This window comes from Taklimakanibacter deserti (assembly GCA_003574785.1).
This window is the reverse complement of the sequence record QORU01000001.1, coordinates 467,846-484,478: the sequence shown is the minus strand read 5'-3', so window position 1 is coordinate 484,478 and position 16,633 is coordinate 467,846. Positions and strand designations below refer to the sequence as shown.

The 16,633-nt window shown below is 62.6% G+C and carries 15 protein-coding genes; 8 read left to right on the top strand and 7 right to left on the bottom strand.

Going from position 1 to position 16,633, the window contains the following annotated elements; all coding sequences use genetic code 11:
- Positions 1–7: 7 nt before the first annotated feature.
- Both DS839_RS02305 and DS839_RS02300 read right to left on the bottom strand, forming a co-directional pair.
- Entirely contained in the window at positions 8–1,384 is a 1,377-nt protein-coding gene (locus tag DS839_RS02305; protein WP_119268653.1) for a CHASE2 domain-containing protein, read from the bottom strand.
- Positions 1,385–1,458: 74 nt separating this feature from the next.
- A complete protein-coding gene (locus tag DS839_RS02300) occupies positions 1,459–2,481 on the bottom strand; it encodes a zinc metalloprotease (RefSeq protein WP_119268652.1) in 1,023 nt (340 codons plus the stop codon).
- A gap of 418 nt (positions 2,482–2,899) precedes the next feature.
- On the opposite strand from DS839_RS02300, the gene DS839_RS02295 reads away from it, so the two are divergent.
- The 5 genes from DS839_RS02295 to DS839_RS02275 all read left to right on the top strand — a co-directional run bounded on the left by DS839_RS02295 (position 2,900) and on the right by DS839_RS02275 (position 7,068).
- Positions 2,900–3,136, top strand: a complete 237-nt coding sequence (locus tag DS839_RS02295; protein ID WP_162918240.1) for a hypothetical protein — start codon at positions 2,900–2,902, stop codon at positions 3,134–3,136.
- Between the two features lie 70 nt (positions 3,137–3,206).
- A complete protein-coding gene (locus DS839_RS02290) occupies positions 3,207–4,253 on the top strand; it encodes a cysteine synthase A (RefSeq protein WP_119268650.1) in 1,047 nt (348 codons plus the stop codon).
- On the top strand, positions 4,253–4,969 hold the full coding sequence (locus DS839_RS02285; RefSeq protein WP_119268649.1) for an alanyl-tRNA editing protein: 717 nt from the start codon (positions 4,253–4,255) through the stop codon (positions 4,967–4,969). The genes DS839_RS02290 and DS839_RS02285 overlap by 1 nt, the downstream gene beginning before the upstream one ends.
- A gap of 18 nt (positions 4,970–4,987) precedes the next feature.
- The gene (gene sseA, locus DS839_RS02280; RefSeq protein ID WP_119268648.1) at positions 4,988–5,842 is read left to right on the top strand and encodes a 3-mercaptopyruvate sulfurtransferase; all 855 of its coding nucleotides are present in this window, start codon (positions 4,988–4,990) and stop codon (positions 5,840–5,842) included.
- Positions 5,839–7,068 carry an aminopeptidase gene (locus tag DS839_RS02275; RefSeq protein ID WP_119268647.1) on the top strand — a complete coding sequence of 410 codons (1,230 nt, stop codon included), beginning with the start codon at positions 5,839–5,841 and terminating at the stop codon, positions 7,066–7,068. The genes sseA and DS839_RS02275 overlap by 4 nt, the downstream gene beginning before the upstream one ends.
- A gap of 306 nt (positions 7,069–7,374) precedes the next feature.
- Here the strand turns inward: DS839_RS02275 and DS839_RS02270 are convergent, their stop codons facing one another.
- The 5 genes from DS839_RS02270 to DS839_RS02250 form a co-directional block, all read right to left on the bottom strand.
- Entirely contained in the window at positions 7,375–8,172 is a 798-nt protein-coding gene (locus DS839_RS02270) for an amino acid ABC transporter ATP-binding protein (protein WP_119268844.1), read from the bottom strand.
- A complete protein-coding gene (locus tag DS839_RS02265) occupies positions 8,172–9,686 on the bottom strand; it encodes an amino acid ABC transporter permease (RefSeq protein ID WP_119268646.1) in 1,515 nt (504 codons plus the stop codon). Before DS839_RS02265 ends, DS839_RS02270 begins: the two co-directional genes overlap by 1 nt.
- Positions 9,687–9,690: 4 nt before the next feature.
- Positions 9,691–10,875: an amino acid ABC transporter permease gene (locus DS839_RS02260; protein WP_119268645.1), complete on the bottom strand. Its 1,185-nt coding sequence runs from the start codon at positions 10,873–10,875 to the stop codon at positions 9,691–9,693.
- Positions 10,876–10,985: 110 nt separating this feature from the next.
- Positions 10,986–12,005 (bottom strand): amino acid ABC transporter substrate-binding protein, encoded by a 1,020-nt coding sequence (locus tag DS839_RS02255; RefSeq protein ID WP_119268644.1) that lies wholly within the window; start codon positions 12,003–12,005, stop codon positions 10,986–10,988.
- Positions 12,006–12,190: 185 nt separating this feature from the next.
- Positions 12,191–12,919 carry a cobalt-precorrin-6A reductase gene (locus tag DS839_RS02250; protein ID WP_162918239.1) on the bottom strand — a complete coding sequence of 243 codons (729 nt, stop codon included), beginning with the start codon at positions 12,917–12,919 and terminating at the stop codon, positions 12,191–12,193.
- A gap of 117 nt (positions 12,920–13,036) precedes the next feature.
- Here DS839_RS02250 and cobA point away from each other — a divergent pair, with 117 nt between their 5' ends.
- Genes cobA through DS839_RS02235 form a run of 3 tightly spaced genes read left to right on the top strand, consistent with a single transcriptional unit; the run spans position 13,037 to position 16,633 of the window.
- On the top strand, positions 13,037–13,879 hold the full coding sequence (gene cobA / locus DS839_RS02245; protein ID WP_119268642.1) for a uroporphyrinogen-III C-methyltransferase: 843 nt from the start codon (positions 13,037–13,039) through the stop codon (positions 13,877–13,879).
- Positions 13,866–15,155, top strand: coding sequence for a cobyrinic acid a,c-diamide synthase CobB (locus tag DS839_RS02240; RefSeq protein ID WP_368911103.1), 1,290 nt, complete (start codon positions 13,866–13,868; stop codon positions 15,153–15,155). Before cobA ends, DS839_RS02240 begins: the two co-directional genes overlap by 14 nt.
- Positions 15,152–16,633 carry a cobyric acid synthase gene (locus DS839_RS02235; RefSeq protein ID WP_119268640.1) on the top strand — a complete coding sequence of 494 codons (1,482 nt, stop codon included), beginning with the start codon at positions 15,152–15,154 and terminating at the stop codon, positions 16,631–16,633. Before DS839_RS02240 ends, DS839_RS02235 begins: the two co-directional genes overlap by 4 nt.

Here is a 16,633-nt window from a genome sequence, read left to right as displayed (position 1 = left end):
CAGCTCCCTAATGCGGCTTGAGCATGGCGCGCCAGCCTTTGCCATGGCTCCAGTCGTAAATAACGCCCACCAGCGAATCGACGAATTTGTGCAGGACGAAGAGCGTGAGCGTCACCGCGATGATGCGGATCGCCACTTCGAAGCCGAAGAGACGCGAGAGGATCAACGCCGCCGCCACGACGATGGGCGCTGCGACCAGGGCGGCGGGCGCCACCTGCAATTGATAGGAAATGAAGGCGAGGACTGCGAAAATGCCGAGGATGATGAGGATCTCCGTGGCGGGCGTTGCTTCCGGCATGTCGGACATGGCGGTCGCCGCGGCGACGGTATTGGCGAGGATCACCGCGCCCGGCTGCGAGCCGAGTGGCGTCGCATAGAGATCGCGCGAATTGGCATGGGTGACGCCGATCACCACGATACGGTCCTGGAAGGCCTGCGGATGGATCTCGCCGGCGGGCGTTGCGCCCTCGGCGCCGAAATTCACCAGCGTCCAGGCCGGGACCTGCTTGAACAGCGCGACGCTGCCACCCTTGTAGGCAATGGTCTTGGCGGTCGCCTCCTCCGCGCCGGCGTTGAACATATACTGGATGGCGACATCCGGGCTCGCCCGATGCGGCCATGGGGCGGCGGGCTCGCTGTCGAGCCGCTTGCAGTTGCGGTCGACCTGGCCGGCCAGGAATTTCTCGAGATCGCCCGAGCGGTCGCCAGCGGCGGCGAATTTGGCGGCAATGACTAGCGCGGGCGATGGATAGCTGACCCCATCGGCGCCGGCGCAGACGGTTTGCCACAGTCTGAGACGACGCACGATCCGGTCGTCCGACAAGGGCGTGAGGACGCTCACCCACATGGCCTTTCGGATCGCGGCGAACACGCCGTCATAGGGCGTCATATTGACGAGAGCCGCACCGCCGGTCTCGCCGTCATTTGCAGGCCCGGCCCGGAAGCTGCGCACGAACATGAGAGGCAAGGCATTCGCCTGGTAGTTCGCCACCGTTTCCACCAAAGCGGGATCCGGCGCCGTCGCGGGATTTTCGGAAGCGAGGTCGATGTCGACGACGACGGCGGCGGCCCCGCCCTTGCCGGCGACCTCGATGAGCCGCGCCAGCGCCGCATGCGGCGTGATCGCAGGCGCCCCCCAGCGCGACATCGTCTCGTCATCGACCTTGATGAGGGTCACGGGAAAGGAATGCTCCGCCGCACCCGACAGCGCCGCCGAAATCTCGATGATGCGATCGGTCTCGGTGAAGCTCTTATAGGCCGCGGTCAAGCTCTTGCCGCCGCCGAGCAAGGTCAGGAGCGCCACCAAAATCGCGGTGAGGACGGCCCACGCCCAGCGCGGCCAGCCTGCAAGGCTCCATGGCTTCGTCCCGTGGCGAGAGGCCATTCGTCAGTATTCGTCCCTGGGTATGAACTGGGCCGACTCACGCATCGCCGGCCCAGCGAATTCATTGCGGCAGATCAATCCTCTTCCGCCGGCGCATCCTTGGTGCCGGTGCGGCCGAAGAACGCTTTCACGGCATCGAACATCACGCCCTTGGTGCCGTCCTCGTCCTTTTTCCAGATCGCCTCGAACTTTTCCTTGTTCTTCTCGAAGGCTTCGAGACGAGCACTCTCACTGGCCGGATACATCGCCGCCAGGAGCGCGCGGTCGCCTTCCGAGATCTGCGAATTGGGCTGCGGTACGAAGCACTTGCTCTTCTCGCCCTTCTTGTAGAAATCCGCCGGGAACTGATAGAGCATGACCGAATCCTTGTCGAACTTGGTCAGCTGCAGGTCCTCGCCCGAGGCCTGGCGCAAATTCCAGTCGATCTGCTCCTTCGACCAGCTGTTCGGTGGCCCTTCCAGGTAGGAATAGATCTGCTGCCAGTTATATTCGTTGTCGCAGCCGCCCTTGGGATTCTGATGCTCGTGCTCGATGCCGAGCGCATGACCGAATTCATGCCGGATGGTGCCGATCTCATAGTCCGACAGCTGGTCGGGAGCGACATTCATGAAGCCGCCGAGATTGAGCGAGGCCTCTTCCTGCTTGGCGAAGACGACGCTGTTCTGGCCCACCTGCGACCAGTAGCCTTCCTGGCCGAAGGTGATGCGGATCTGCATTTCCTTGCCGTTCTCGGGCTGGCAGGTGCGCCGCTTGCCGGGCTTGCCGAAATCGAGCTTGATCGAGTTGTTCTCGGCCATCCATTCCTTGGCGACATTGGCGACGACGTCGCGCAAGGCCTGGGAGCCTTCGAAGAAGCACACCCGGATCTTGGGATAGTTGGGGCCCCACAGCGAGCTGTTGCGGTAGATGCCCTTCGCCTGCTCGGAATCGTCAATCTTGTCGAGCGCCTTCTGATACTGCTCGATGCGCTTCACATATTTCTCCGGCAGCCCGTCACGCGCGAGCAGCGGATTCTTCTCCGCCGCGATGGCACCGTTTGCCGCCGCCGCGGCAACACCCGCAGCCAAGACCCATTTTGAAACGCCTAACGCCGTCATTCACTTAGTCTCCTTCGCGTTGAATCGGTTCAGACACTTACCCGGAAATCTGTTGGCCGTCATTATATGCCGTGCGCCTGAGCAGAATCATCCAATGATTCCAAGGTCTTCATGTGTTCGGCTACGGGAAGGCCCGAGACAAATCATTACGCTGCCACGGTGCCTGGGTACCCTGGCCAGCCTCGAAACCGACATGCACTACTCCCTGTTGACCCTAACCCTCCCCTGGGCCGAGCGAATCTAGCACAGGGGCACGCCGTGATTAAATACTTATCGCTGCGGAAGGTGGTAAAACTGCGATGCCACTGCGTCAAACTTGGTGCGAACTAAAGGCCGGCATCGGGATGGAACCTCCCGCCAGCGCCCATCTTTCAATACCGGCAAAAGGGGAGCAACATGGGCAAAAGGGAGTTGGCCATTGGATATGCGCGACATCGAAGCCTGTCTGCCGCCGCGGCTTCACTCCTTCAGTCGCCAGGTGCTCGAAATCTATCTCATGGGGCACATGTCGACCGAGGAATTCCGCCGCTGGTTTCACATGCCCAATTCCGACTATCTGATGCTCGGCGATTGCATCGCGCAGAAAGTCGATCCCCACTATGTGCCGGAAGCAAAGCTTCCCCCTTCCATTACGCTCAGACCCAATACACTTTGAGACTGATCTTTCGTGAGCTCATCGGAACTGTTATCGGTTCCTTTCGAGCTTTGAGCCTGTCGGAGTATTCATGGATATCAAACCGGATGTCATCGCCGCGATCGGCAACACCCCCCTGATCAAGCTGAAGAGGGCCTCCGAGCTCACCGGATGCACCATCCTCGGCAAGGCGGAATTCATGAATCCGGGCCAGTCGGTCAAGGACCGCGCCGCCCTGTTCATCATCAAGGACGCGATCGCCAAGGGCCAGTTGCGGCCGGGGGGCACCATCGTCGAAGGCACCGCCGGCAATACCGGCATCGGCCTTGCGGTCGTCGCCAATGCTATGGGCTTCAAGACGGTGATCGTGATCCCGGTCACCCAGAGCCAGGAGAAGAAGGACACGCTCAGGCTCCTCGGCGCCGAGCTCGTCGAGGTCCCGGCCGTCGCCTACAAGAACCCGAACAACTATGTGAAATATTCCGGCCGCCTGGCCGAAAGGCTGGCCAAGTCGACGCCGGAAGGCGCCATCTGGGCCAATCAGTTCGATAATGTTGCCAACCGCCGCGCCCATCTCGAGACCACCGCGCAGGAGATCTGGAGGCAGACTGACGGCAAGGTCGACGGCTTCGTGTCGGCGGTCGGATCGGGCGGCACGCTGGGCGGCGTCTCGGACGGGCTCAAGGCCAAGAACAAGAATATCCGCATCGCCCTCGCCGATCCCCTGGGCGCTGCTCTTTACAGCTATTACACGACGGGCGAGCTCAAGGCGGAAGGCTCATCCATCACCGAAGGCATCGGCCAGGGCCGCGTCACCAAGAATATCGAAGGTGCGGTGGTCGACGACGCTTTCCAGATTCCCGACCAGGAGGCCATTCCCCTGGTGTTCGATCTCCTGAAGGACGAAGGCCTGTGCCTCGGCGGATCGACCGGCATCAACGTGGCGGGCGCCATTCGCCTCGCCAAGCAGATGGGTCCCGGTCACACCATCGTCACCCTCCTCTGCGACTATGGCACGCGCTACCAGTCCAAGCTCTTCAATCCCGAATTCCTGCGTGAGAAAGGCTTGCCGGTTCCGGACTGGCTCGAGGAGCACGCATCGGGCGTGCCGCAAGTCTTCGAGGAAGTGCCCGCCTGATGACCACGCTTCTCTTCCGCGACGACGCGTATCTCAAATCCTGCGACGCCAAGGTCGTCGGCATCAACGATCGCGGCGGCATCATCCTCGACCGCACCGTCTTCTATCCGACCGCCGGCGGCCAACCCGGCGACAAGGGCACGCTCACCGTCGACGGCTCGCCGATTCACATCGCCACCACCGTCTATGACGATGCCAAAAATGCGGTGCATGTCCCGGCAGCACCGGTGTCGCTTGCGTCCGGAGCGCCGGTTTCCGCGGTGCTCGATTGGGACAATCGCTTCCGCAACATGCGCTGTCATTCGCTGATGCATCTGCTGTGCGCCGCAGTGCCTTTCCCGGTGACCGGCAGCGCCCTCACCGAGGAGGGCGGCCGCATCGATTTCGACATTCCGGAAGGACATATTCCGGTCAAGGACGAACTCGCCGCGAAGATCAATGGCTGGATCACGCAAGATCATCCGATCACCACGCGCTGGATCGCCGAGGAAGAGCTCGACGCCAATCCGACGCTGGTGCGGACCTTGTGGGTCAAGCCGCCGCGCGGCTCCGGCCGCGTGCGGCTCGTTTCGATCGGCGAGAATGACGAGGTCGATCTGCAGCCTTGCGGCGGCACCCATCTGCAATCGACTGGCGCCATAGGCCCGATCACCGTCGCCAAGATCGAGAACAAGGGCAAGCAGAACCGCCGCATTAGGCTCGCCTTCGCAACCTGAAACCTATCGGGAGTTCCCATGTCGCCTTATGTCGTATCGACACAGTGGCTGGCCGAGCGCCTGCATGCACCCGACATCGCCATCATCGATGCCTCCTGGCATCTGCCGGCGGCAAAGCGCGACGCCAGGGCCGAGTTCCTCAAGGAGCGCATACCGGGCGCGCAGTTCTTCGATATCGACGACATCTCCGACAGCGCCACATCGCTGCCCCATATGCTCCCCAGCCCTGAGAAATTCGCCTCTCGCATGCGGCGGCTCGGCATCGGCGACGGCAAGAAGGTCATCGCTTATGACACTCAAGGCCTCTTCTCCGCGGCACGCGCCTGGTGGATGTTCCGCATCTTCGGCCATGACGACGTCGCCGTGCTCGATGGCGGCTTCCCGAAGTGGAAGGCGGAAGGCCATCCGATCGATGAGGACCCGCCGGGCCTGCCGCAGGAGCGGCATTTCTCGGCGCGCTTCCAGTCGATGATGGTGCGCGACAAGAACGACGTCCTCGCCGCAGTGACGAACGGCAAGGCGCAGGTCGCCGATGCGCGCTCCGCCGGCCGCTTCTCAGGCAGCGAGCCCGAGCCGCGCCCCGGCGTGCGTTCTGGCCACATGCCGGGGGCCGCCAATGTCCATTATGCGACATTGCTCAAGCCCGACGGCACGCTCAAGTCGCCGGACGAGATCGCCCAAGTCTTCGCCGCGGCCGGTGTCGATGTGAAGAGGCCGGTCATCACCTCGTGCGGCTCGGGCATCACGGCAGCTATACTCACCCTTGGCCTCACGCTGATCGGCGCCAAGGATCACGCCCTCTATGACGGCTCGTGGAGCGAATGGGGGGCAGAGACCGACACACCCGTCGAGACCGGAGCAAGCACATCATGACCCATTCAGACCTCCTCGACCGCTATGCGCAGCTGATCGTCCGATCGGGCGTCAATATCAAGCCCGGGCAAGAGCTCGTCATGACGGCGCCCGTCGACGCCATCCCCTTGGTGCGCCTTATCACCGAGCATGCCTATAAGGCCGGCGCGAGCCTCGTCACCACGCTCTATGGCGATGACTCGGCGACGCTTGCGCGTTTCAAGCATGCGCCCGATGCGAGCTTCGACAAGGCGACGGGCTGGCTCTTCGACGGGATGGCCAATGCCTTCAAGGCGGGCGCCGCGCGGCTCGCCATCATCGGCGATGACCCGTCCTTGCTCGCGGGCCAAGACACCGACAAGGTGGCGCGCGCCAACCGGGCGCGCTCCAAGGCCTATCGTCCGGCGCTCGAGCTCATCACCAGCTTTTCCGTCAATTGGAGCCTGGCGGCGGCGGCGACGCCGGCCTGGGCCCGCTCGGTCTTCCCCGACAAGAAGCCGGAAGCCGCGCTCGACGCGCTGTGGCAGGCCATCTTCAGCTGCAGCCGGGCCGATACGCCGGACCCGGTCGCGGCCTGGGCCGAGCATTCGCGCAATCTTCGTCAGCGTACGGACTTCCTCAATGCGCGCCGCTATTCGGCGCTCAAATATAAAGGCCCCGGCACCGACTTCACGCTCGGCCTGGTCGACGGCCATGTGTGGAAAGGCGGTGGATCTCTCGCCCAGAACGGCGTCACCTGCAACCCCAACATCCCGACCGAAGAAGTCTTCACCATGCCGCACAAGGACCGGGTCGACGGCACGGTCTCGGCGACGAAACCCTTGTCCTATCAGGGCACCTTCATCGACGGCATCAGGGTGCGCTTCGAGAAGGGCCGCATCGTCGAGGCGCATGCCGACAAGGGCGGCGACGTCTTCGCCAATATGATCGGCACCGATGAGGGCGCCGCACGTCTCGGCGAAGTGGCGCTGGTGCCGCATTCATCGCCGATCGCCAAGAGCGGCATCGTCTTCAACAACACTTTGTTCGACGAGAACGCGGCGAGCCACATCGCCGTCGGCCAGTCCTACAGCGACACGGTGGCCAATGGCACGAGCCTCGGCAAGGAGGCGCTCGCCAAGGCCGGCGCCAATCAGAGCCTCATCCATGTCGACTGGATGATCGGATCGGCAGCGCTCGATATCGATGGCGTGCACGCCGACGGCACGGCGGAGCCCCTGATGCGCAAAGGCGAATGGGCGGCCTAGGCAGAGTCAATGGCGCCTGTGCAGCGCAGCAAAGAACAGCGAATATCAGGGATTATCAGGGAATATTTGCAAAAAAATTCCGACTCCAGAAATATCAATAGCTTGGCCTTCGTGAGCGTCCTGGAACAGGGAATTTGCAGGCGCTGCCAATCCCTGTTTCCTTCTCGTTGCTCCGGTGGTTGGATGGCAGGTTAAGCCCAGCCATGAATTGCGGGCGCGGATTTCCCGATCCTGACATTTCCCAACTCCCACGGTTCAGCCCACGGAGTCAAGAGCGGCAGACTTTTCGGCGACAGGTCCGGTCGCTCAATGCAGGATCTGGCTCAGGAACAGCTTGGTGCGCTCGCTCTTCGGGTTCTTGAAGAACTCGAGGGGCGAGTTCTGCTCGACGATCTGACCCTGGTCCATGAAGATCACCCGGTTGGCGACCTGACGCGCAAAGCCCATTTCATGGGTGACGCACAGCATGGTCATGCCGGACTGCGCCAAATCGACCATGACCTCGAGCACTTCCTTGATCATTTCCGGATCGAGCGCCGAGGTCGGCTCGTCGAACAGCATGATGCGCGGGTTCATGCACAGCGAGCGCGCGATGGCGACACGCTGCTGCTGGCCGCCCGACAGCTGGCCCGGATATTTTTTTGCCTGCTCGGGAATCTTGACGCGCGTCAGATACTTCATCGCCAAGGTCTCGGCGTCCGCCTTGGCCATCTTGCGCACCCAGATCGGCGCCAGCGTGCAGTTCTCGAGCACGGTGAGATGCGGGAACAGGTTGAAATGCTGGAACACCATGCCGACCTCGCGCCTGACCTCGTCGATGCGCTTCAAGTCGTTGGTGAGCTCGATGCCGTCGACGATGATCTGGCCCGACTGATGCTCCTCCAGCCGGTTGATGCAGCGGATGAGGGTGGACTTGCCGGAACCCGACGGTCCGCAAATGACGATGCGCTCACCCTTCTCGACCGCGAGATTGATGTCGCGCAGCACATGGAACTCGCCATACCATTTGTTGACGCCGACGAGCTGGATGGCGACCTCCCCCGCCTCGTTCTTCTCGGGCGCCTGGACTTTCGGCGTGGTGGTCTGGGTGGAAGCTTGAGCCATCATATCCCTCGTCTCTTGTGGCCGGTCTGCAGCCGGCGTTCCATGAATATCGAATAGCGCGACATGGCGAAACAGAAAACCCAAAACATCAGCGCAGCGACGAAATAGCCGGTCGAACCGGTCTGCGGCGAGACCCATTTGGGGTCGCTGAAGGTGGCATTGACGATGCCGAGCAAGTCGAACAGGCCGATGGTCAGGACGAGCGTCGTATCCTTGAGCAGGCTGATGCAGGAATTGACGATGGCCGGGATGGATATCTTGAGCGCCTGCGGCAGGACGATCAGGTTCGTCATCTTCCAATAGGAAAGGCCCAGCGCCTGGGCCGCTTCATATTGGCCCTTGGGAATGGCCTGCAGGCCGCCGCGCACATTCTCGGCCATATAGGCCGCGGTGAACAACGCGGTGCCGACGCAGGCGCGCAGAAGCTTGTCGAAGCTCGTCCCTTCCGGCATGAACAGCGGCAGCATGACGCTCGACATGAACAGCACGGTGACGAGCGGCACGCCGCGCCACAGCTCGATGAAGATTATCGAGAACAGCCGCATCACCGGCATCTTCGAGCGGCGTCCGAGAGCAAGCAGGATGCCGAGTGGAAAGGATGCGACGATGCCGGTGACAGCGACAACCAGCGTCACCAGGAGTCCGCCCCATTGCTGGGTCTCGACCGGTACCAGGCCGAAATCGGCGGTGATCAGGACGAGAACCGCAAGCACGGCGCAGCAGGCTCCGATCCAGCCGATCAGGGCCGAACGTGCCGAGATGTCGCGCGAAGAGGCCTCATGGGCAATGGAGAGGACCGCGGCGACAGTCAGAAGGCTGACGATCGCCAATGTGGCCACCGAGACGAAATTGCCGAAGATGTTTACCTGCGGCATCGCGACGAAGAGCGACACGAGGAAGATGAAAAGCGCCACGCCGGCAAGAAAGAGCGCCGTCCTGTTACGCCTGATCCCGTCCTCCACGCCGAAAGCGAAGACCGGCACGGCGAGCGCGGAAAGCAGGAGAAGCCCGAGAAGCCCAAGAATCGTGGACAGGGACAAATCGAGATTGCCGCCGGTCAACAGGATGAAGGTCATCAGCGGATAGATCACCAGCAGGAAAATCGCATTCCACTTCTTGTAAGGAACGGAAGGGATCGCCATCGTGGCAAGGGCTATGGCTCCGACGATGAGGCAGATATTCACCCGCCAGCGCTGGTCGAATGGATAGAAGCCATAGATGAACTGGTGGAACTTGGCCCAGACATAGGGCCAGCACGCACCTGAATCCGGCACGGCAACGCAGGCTTCGCGATCTTCGCCGACGAACACGCCGCGCAACAGGGCCCAGTCGAAGATGGTCCAGCCCAGCCACAGGACGAAGGCGCCGCCGATCAGGGTCAGCACCGCATTCAGGGGCGACGAAAACAGATTCTGCAGGATCCAGCCCATTGCCCCGGTGGTATTGGGCGGCGGCGCGAGCTTTGGCGCGTCTTCGGTACGGACCCAGGCGTGATGCGAGGACAGATCGGTCATGGCCCTATCTCTCCACCAGGCGAACGCGATTGTTGTACCAGTTCATCGCTGTCGAGGTGATGAGGCTGAGCGACAGGTAGACGATCATCCAGATGAGGACGACCTCGATCGCCTTGCCCGACTGGTTGTTGACGACGCCGCCCATGGCCACGAGATCGGGATAGGCGATGGCCACGGCGAGCGAGGAGTTCTTGGTGAGGTTGAGATATTGATTGGTGAGCGGCGGGATGATGACGCGCAACGCCTGCGGAATGACCACCAGCCGCAACGTCGGTTGCGACCGCAAGCCCAGCGCATGGGCCGCTTCGGTCTGGCCATGGCTCACCGCCATGATACCGCCGCGCACGATCTCGGCGATGAATGTGGCGGTGTAAATACTGAGCGAAAGAACCAGAGCGATCAGTTCGGGCAGCACGGTCGTTCCGCCGGCGAAGTTGAAGCCCTTGAGCTCCGGATATTCGAATGTCACCGGCGCCCCCATCAGCAGGAAGGCCAGCAACGGCAGTCCGATGACGAGACCGAGCCCGGTCCAGAAACTGTGGAACTGCTCACCGGTGCGCTCCTGGCGTTGGCGGGCCCAGCGGCTGACCAGGTAAGCGCCGACGCATCCGATCACGAAGGCGATCGCGATGAAGCCTGCCCCCTCACCCCAAATCGGTTTCGGCACCACGAGGCCGCGATTGTTGAGGAAGGCCAGATTGAAAAAGCCGATGCTTTCCCGGGGGCCCGGCAGCGGCTTGAGCACTGCCGCATACCAGAAGAAGATCTGCAGTAGCAGCGGAATGTTGCGGATGACCTCGACATAACCGGTCGCGATCTTGGCGACGATCCAGTTCGACGACAACCGCATGATGCCGACAACGAAGCCGATCACCGTCGCGAAGACGATACCGAGGCCGGAAGCGATCAGGGTGTTGAGGAAGCCGACGACGATGGCCCGGAAATAGGACGAATCACGGGTGTATTCGATCGGCCTCTGGATGATATCGAAACCGGCGGTATTGCGCAGGAAGCCGAAGCCGAATGTCTGGTGGAGCTTCGCCAGATTGGCTGCGGTGTTGTGATAGATCTCGTAACCGAACCACACCAGCAGCAGCAGAAAAACAATTTGCGCGATCCGTGAGCGAAACTTCGGATCATTGAGGAACGAAGCACGCTGCGGGCGTGCTTCATCGATGACTGCGGTCATCCCTTCACCCCTTCCCCCACCTTATTGGCAACCGTCACGTTATTCGTGATCTCGTTGTGCGGAAACGCGAGGAAGCCCGGCTTTGTTCAGGGCTTCCCCGCCTTGATGCTTCAGCGGATCGGCGGGGCGTATTGCAGGCCGCCCTTGCTCCACAGCGCGTTCTTGCCGCGCGCGATCTTGAGCTTGGTGCTTTCGCCCAGATTGCGCTCGAAGATCTCGCCGTAATTGCCGACATGCTTGATGATCTGCGAGGCCCAGTCGTTGGTGAGACCGATGCCGGTGCCGAAATCACCTTCCTTGCCGACGAAGCGCGCGACTTCAGGATTGGTCGAGTTCTTCATCTCGTCGATGTTCTTCTGCGTGATCCCGAGGTCTTCGGCGTTGACCAGTGCGAAGTACGTCCACTTCACGACATTGAACCACGCATCGTCGCCCTGGCGGACCAGCGGACCCAAGGGCTCCTTGGAGATGATCTCGGGCAGAATGATGTGGTCATCCGGTGCTGCGAGCTTGAGACGCTCGGCATAAAGACCGGACTGGTCGGTCGTGTAGACGTCGCAGCGCCCGTCCTGATAGGCCTTCAGCACTTCCTCGTTCTTCTCGAAGGCCACGACCTGATAGGTCATGTTGTTGGCCTTGAAGTAGTCGGCGAGGTTGAGCTCGGTCGTGGTGCCGGTCTGCGTGCACACCGATGCGCCGTTGAGATTGAGCGCGCTGTTCACGCCCAGAGACTTCTTCACCATGAAGCCCTGGCCGTCATAATAGGTGATGCCCGCGAATTTGAGGCCGAGCGAGGTATCGCGGCTCATCGACCAGGTGGTGTTGCGCGACAGCACGTCGATCTCGCCCGACTGCAGCGCCGTGAAGCGCTCCTTGGCGGAGAGCGGCGTGAACTTGACCTTGGTCGGATCATTGAAGATCGCCGCCGCGAGACCGCGGCAGAAATCGACGTCGAAGCCGGTCCAGTTGTTCTGGTCGTCCGGGAAGCCGAAGCCGATGAGGCTCGGATTGCTGCCGCATTGGATGAAGCCCTTGGCTTTGACGTCATCGAGCGTTCCGGCCTGGGCCGCCGTGACCGCGGCAAGGCTCAAGCCAGCTCCCAAAGCCAGTGACATAAGCTTGTTTTTCATTGCTGATCCTTCTCTGAACATGCTGCCGCCCTGAATTACGTCTCGTGCAGGAGATCGTTTCACCCGCTCTGACGCTGATTATCTGTTCCGACGCGGCCTGCCTATTCGCTTTTAGTTACTCCCTCGAGGGCCGGTATATTCGCCATGCCCTCTTGAACTCAGAGAAGCCGAGAAACGCGGCGGGGTCAAGCGCTTACAACTTCATCGAGAAAGGCCAGGACGGCCGAGGGGTCGCCTAAGGTCGGCACCTGCGGCTTGGCCGGACGGGCGACCATGATCACCTCGATGCCCTTCATCCGGGCCGCGACAAGCTTGGCGCGCGTCTCCTCGCCGCCGGAATTCTTGGTTACCAGATGCGTGATCGCATGATCGCGCATCAGGCATAATTCTTTCTCGACATGAAACGGCGGCCGTTCCAGCAGGATGCGCCAATTGCCGGTAACCTCGGTGTCCATAGGCTCGATCATGCGCGCTATGCCGGAAATATCGCTACGGTTGAGGAATGGCCTGACCTCCTTGCGACCTATGGTGAGCAATATATTGGCGCCCGCGGGTATCGCCGCGGCGGCGGCCGCGATATCCGGAACGCCGCTCCAGCGGTCGCCCGCTTCCGGCGTCCAGGCCGGGCGCTCCAGCCGGACCAGGGGTAGGCCGCAAATCTGCGCCGCGGCCGCGGCATGATGCGAGATGACGACGGCAAAGGGATGCGTCGCATCGACAAGGCTCGAGAATCGCTCGGCCGCCAGGTAGCGCGCAAGTCCTTCAGCACCGCCAAAACCGCCGATGCGCGTCTCTCCCCTTGTGATGCCGGGCCGGCTCGTGACGCCGGCGAGCGACGTCACCGGGGCATAGCCCGCCCCATCGAGCATCAGGGCGAGCTTTCGGCTTTCCGCCGTTCCGCCGAGGATCAGCACCCTGCCCTTGCTCCCCTCGGGCGAGGTCGGACGGGACCTTGAAACGGTCGGGGTCGTAGCGCCGCGAGAGGCCATAAGCTGATTGTATTATCCCGGAATTCAGGCAAACAACAGCCGATGGACAAGCAATCGGACAGGCTCAAGAGGCAAGGCTTCGCCAGGCTCGATGGCGAGCCCTTCCCGGTATTCGAGGCCGGATGGGTATGGCTCGTGGGCGCAGGCCCGGGCGCCCCCGGGCTCATGTCACTTCTATGTTATCACGCGCTGCAATCGAGCGACGTCGTCGTCTATGACGCGCTCGTCAACTCCTCGATCCTCGACTGGGTGCGCCCGGGCACGGAGCTCGAATATGCCGGCAAGCGCGGCGGCAAGCCTTCGGCCCAGCAGCGCGACATCTCGCTGCGCCTGATCGAGCTGGCCAGCGCCGGAAAGCGGGTGCTGCGGCTCAAGGGCGGCGATCCCTTCATGTTCGGCCGCGGCGGCGAGGAGTGCCAGCATCTGGTCAAGGCGGGAATTCCCTTCCGCATCGTGCCCGGCATCACCGCCGGCATTGGCGGGCTCGCTTATGCCGGGCTCCCCTCCACCCATCGCGACACCAATCACTCGGTGATTTTCCTCACCGGCCACGATGCGTCGGGCAAGATGCCGGCCAATGTGAACTGGCAGGCCATCGCCACCGCTTCCCCGGTGATCGTCATGTATATGGCGGTGAAGCATCTGGCGGAGATCGCCGACGCGCTGATGGCGGGCGGGCGCGACGCCGGCGATCCGGTGACCATCATCTCCAATGCGACGCTGCCGCAGCAATCGGTGGCTGAAACGCGCTTGCTCGAGGTGAAGACATTCCTGGCCGAGAACGAACTCGCGACACCCGCCATCGTCGTCCTGGGCCATGTCGCCGAATGGCGCCCGGTGCTCGACTGGTATCAAGGCGGGCTCAAGGAGAATCCGATTGGCTGATGGCCTCGTCATCGCCGCACCCGCTTCGGGCAGCGGCAAGACCATCGTAACGCTGGCGCTCTTGCGTGCGCTCAAGCAACGGGGAATTGCCGTAGCCTCCGCCAAGATCGGTCCCGACTATATCGATCCGCGCTTCCATGAAGCGGCGACGGGACGCCCATGCTTCAACCTCGATGGCTGGGCCATGAAGGAAGCGGCGGTCAAGGGTCTCGCGGCCGAGATCGGCGCCGATGCCGCCCTCACCCTCATCGAAGGCGTCATGGGCCTCTTCGACGGCCCGGAAGAGGGTCGCGGATCGACGGCGGATATTGCCGAGACGCTTAGGCTTCCGGTGATCCTCATTATCGATTGCAGCCACCAGGCGCAGTCGATCGCAGCGCTCGTCCATGGCTTCAGGACGCATCGTCCCGGTCTCGCCCTGCCGGCGGTCATCCTCAACCGTGTCGCCAGCGCCCGTCACGCGGAGATCCTACGCAAGGCGCTTGCCCCATCCGATGTCACCGTATTGGGCGCCGTGCCGCGCGATGCGTCTCTTGCTCTGCCCAGCCGCCATCTGGGACTGGTGCAAGCGAGCGAGCATGAGGATCTCGCAAGCTTCCTCGACCGCGCCGCCGCGAGCGTTGCGGCCCATATCGACATGGAGGCTCTGCTGGCGCTCGCCAAGCCGATCGCGGCGGCACCGTCACGACCTTTATTGCCGCCGCTCGGGCAGCATATGGCGATCGCGCGCGATGAAGCCTTTGCCTTTCTCTATCCGCATCTGCTCGAGGGCTGGCGCCGGCAAGGCGCGGAACTGTCGTTCTTTTCGCCGCTCGCCGATGAGCCGCCGGCGGCTGAGGCCGATGCAGTCTATCTGCCGGGCGGCTATCCTGAGCTTCATGCCGAGCGCCTAAGCAAGGCGGAGACCTTCCTCGGCGGTTTGCGCGCGGCGGCACGGCACGACCGGCTCATCTATGGCGAATGCGGCGGCTACATGGTGCTGGGCCAGGCCCTCATCTCCGCCGATGGCGGCGCGCATGGGATGGCGTGCCTCTTGCCCGTCACCACGAGCTTCGCCCAGCGCAAGCTGCATCTGGGCTATCGCCGCCTGGAGCATGAAGGAGCGTTGCCCTGGCCGAAAGTGCTCAAGGGCCATGAATTCCATTATTCCATGATCGAAAGCCAGGATGAAAAACCGTCTCTCTTCCACGCATCGGATGCGAGCGCCCGCGATCTCGGCGCCATGGGCTTGAGAAGCAACAGGGTCATGGGCTCCTATGCCCATGTCATCGCATGACATCACAGCGTACCTGCACCGCCATCATGCTGATGGGCACCGGCTCCGATGTCGGCAAGTCGCTCATTGCGGCGGGCCTTTGCCGGCTCTTTACCGATCGCGGCCTCAAGGTCAGGCCGTTCAAGCCGCAGAACATGTCGAACAATGCCGCCGTCACCATCGATGGCGGCGAGATCGGCCGCGCCCAGGCGCTGCAGGCGCGTGCCGCCAGGACCCTGCCCACGGTCCACATGAATCCCATCCTGCTCAAGCCCGAGACGACGACCGGCGCCCAGGTGATCGTGCAGGGGCGCCGTGCTGCCACCCAAAGCGCCCGGGAGTTCTTCAAGGGCCGCGGCAAATACATGCCCGCCATCCTGGAAAGCTTCGCGTCTCTGGCGCGCGACGCCGACCTGATCATCATCGAGGGCGCCGGCAGCCCGGCCGAGGTCAATCTGCGCCAGGGCGACCTCGCCAATATGGGCTTTGCCGAAGCGGCGAAAATCCCCGTCATTCTTATTGGCGACATCCACCGGGGCGGCGTCATCGCCTCGCTCGTCGGCACCAAGGAAATCCTCGCGCCCGATGATGCGCTGAGGATCAAGGGGTTCATCATCAACAACTTCCATGGCGATCCCGAACTGTTTTCTGAAGGCGTCGCCTTCACCGTTGCGAAGACCGGCTGGCCCTGCCTCGGCGTCGTCCCGCATTTCGCCGCGGCCCGGCGCCTGCCCGCCGAGGACGCCGTGGCGCTGGAGAAAGCGGCGCGGAGCGGGAAGGGTTCTTTCCATATCGCCGTTCCGCGCCTACCGCGCATCGCCAATTTCGACGACCTCGATCCCTTGAAGCTCGAGCCCAATGTCACGCTCTCGATCGTGCAGCCGGGAACGCCGCTGCCCAGGGACGCCGATCTCATTATCATTCCCGGCTCCAAATCGACCATTGCCGATCTCGAAGCCTTGCGGACCGAGGGCTGGCATGTCGACCTCGCCACGCATCATCGCAGCGGCGGCGCGGTGCTGGGCCTCTGCGGCGGCTATCAGATGCTGGGCAAGGTGATCCACGATCCCTTGGGCCTCGAAGGACGGCCCGGCTCGTCCCCCGGCCTCGCTTTGCTCGATGTCGAGACGACGCTGGTGCCGAGCAAGACATTGACGCGCGTCCAGGCGCGTCATGTGGCGGGCGGCGCGACGGTGTCGGGCTATGAGATCCATCTCGGCACCACCAAGGGACCCGATTGCGCCCGGCCCTTCGCCATGATCGGCGATGCGCCGGATGGCGCCTGCGCCAAGGGCGGCCGGGTCATGGGTACTTATATTCACGGGCTTTTCTCCGACGATGCCTTTCGCCGTCACTTTCTCGAAAGTCTCGGCGCCAAGGGCGGCACGCTTGCTTTCGAAGCCACGGTCGAGGACACGCTCGACGATCTCGCCCGGCATCTGGAAAAGAGTCTCGACATCGAGCGGCTCCTGGCGCTCGCCGAGCCCGTGAAGCTTTGA

Excerpts from the sequence above, each read along its gene's own strand:
- sseA (WP_119268648.1), top strand. The coding sequence starts at position 4,988 with ATGTCGCCTTATGTCGTATCGACACAGTGGCTGGCCGAGCGCCTGCAT.
- DS839_RS02260 (WP_119268645.1), bottom strand. The coding sequence starts at position 10,875 with ATGACCGCAGTCATCGATGAAGCACGCCCGCAGCGTGCTTCGTTCCTC.
- cobA (WP_119268642.1), top strand. The coding sequence starts at position 13,037 with ATGGACAAGCAATCGGACAGGCTCAAGAGGCAAGGCTTCGCCAGGCTC.
- DS839_RS02235 (WP_119268640.1), top strand. The coding sequence starts at position 15,152 with ATGACATCACAGCGTACCTGCACCGCCATCATGCTGATGGGCACCGGC.
- DS839_RS02285 (WP_119268649.1), top strand. The coding sequence starts at position 4,253 with ATGACCACGCTTCTCTTCCGCGACGACGCGTATCTCAAATCCTGCGAC.
- DS839_RS02255 (WP_119268644.1), bottom strand. The coding sequence starts at position 12,005 with ATGAAAAACAAGCTTATGTCACTGGCTTTGGGAGCTGGCTTGAGCCTT.
- DS839_RS02290 (WP_119268650.1), top strand. The coding sequence starts at position 3,207 with ATGGATATCAAACCGGATGTCATCGCCGCGATCGGCAACACCCCCCTG.
- DS839_RS02275 (WP_119268647.1), top strand. The coding sequence starts at position 5,839 with ATGACCCATTCAGACCTCCTCGACCGCTATGCGCAGCTGATCGTCCGA.
- DS839_RS02265 (WP_119268646.1), bottom strand. The coding sequence starts at position 9,686 with ATGACCGATCTGTCCTCGCATCACGCCTGGGTCCGTACCGAAGACGCG.
- DS839_RS02300 (WP_119268652.1), bottom strand. The coding sequence starts at position 2,481 with ATGACGGCGTTAGGCGTTTCAAAATGGGTCTTGGCTGCGGGTGTTGCC.
- DS839_RS02270 (WP_119268844.1), bottom strand. The coding sequence starts at position 8,172 with ATGGCTCAAGCTTCCACCCAGACCACCACGCCGAAAGTCCAGGCGCCC.
- DS839_RS02305 (WP_119268653.1), bottom strand. The coding sequence starts at position 1,384 with ATGGCCTCTCGCCACGGGACGAAGCCATGGAGCCTTGCAGGCTGGCCG.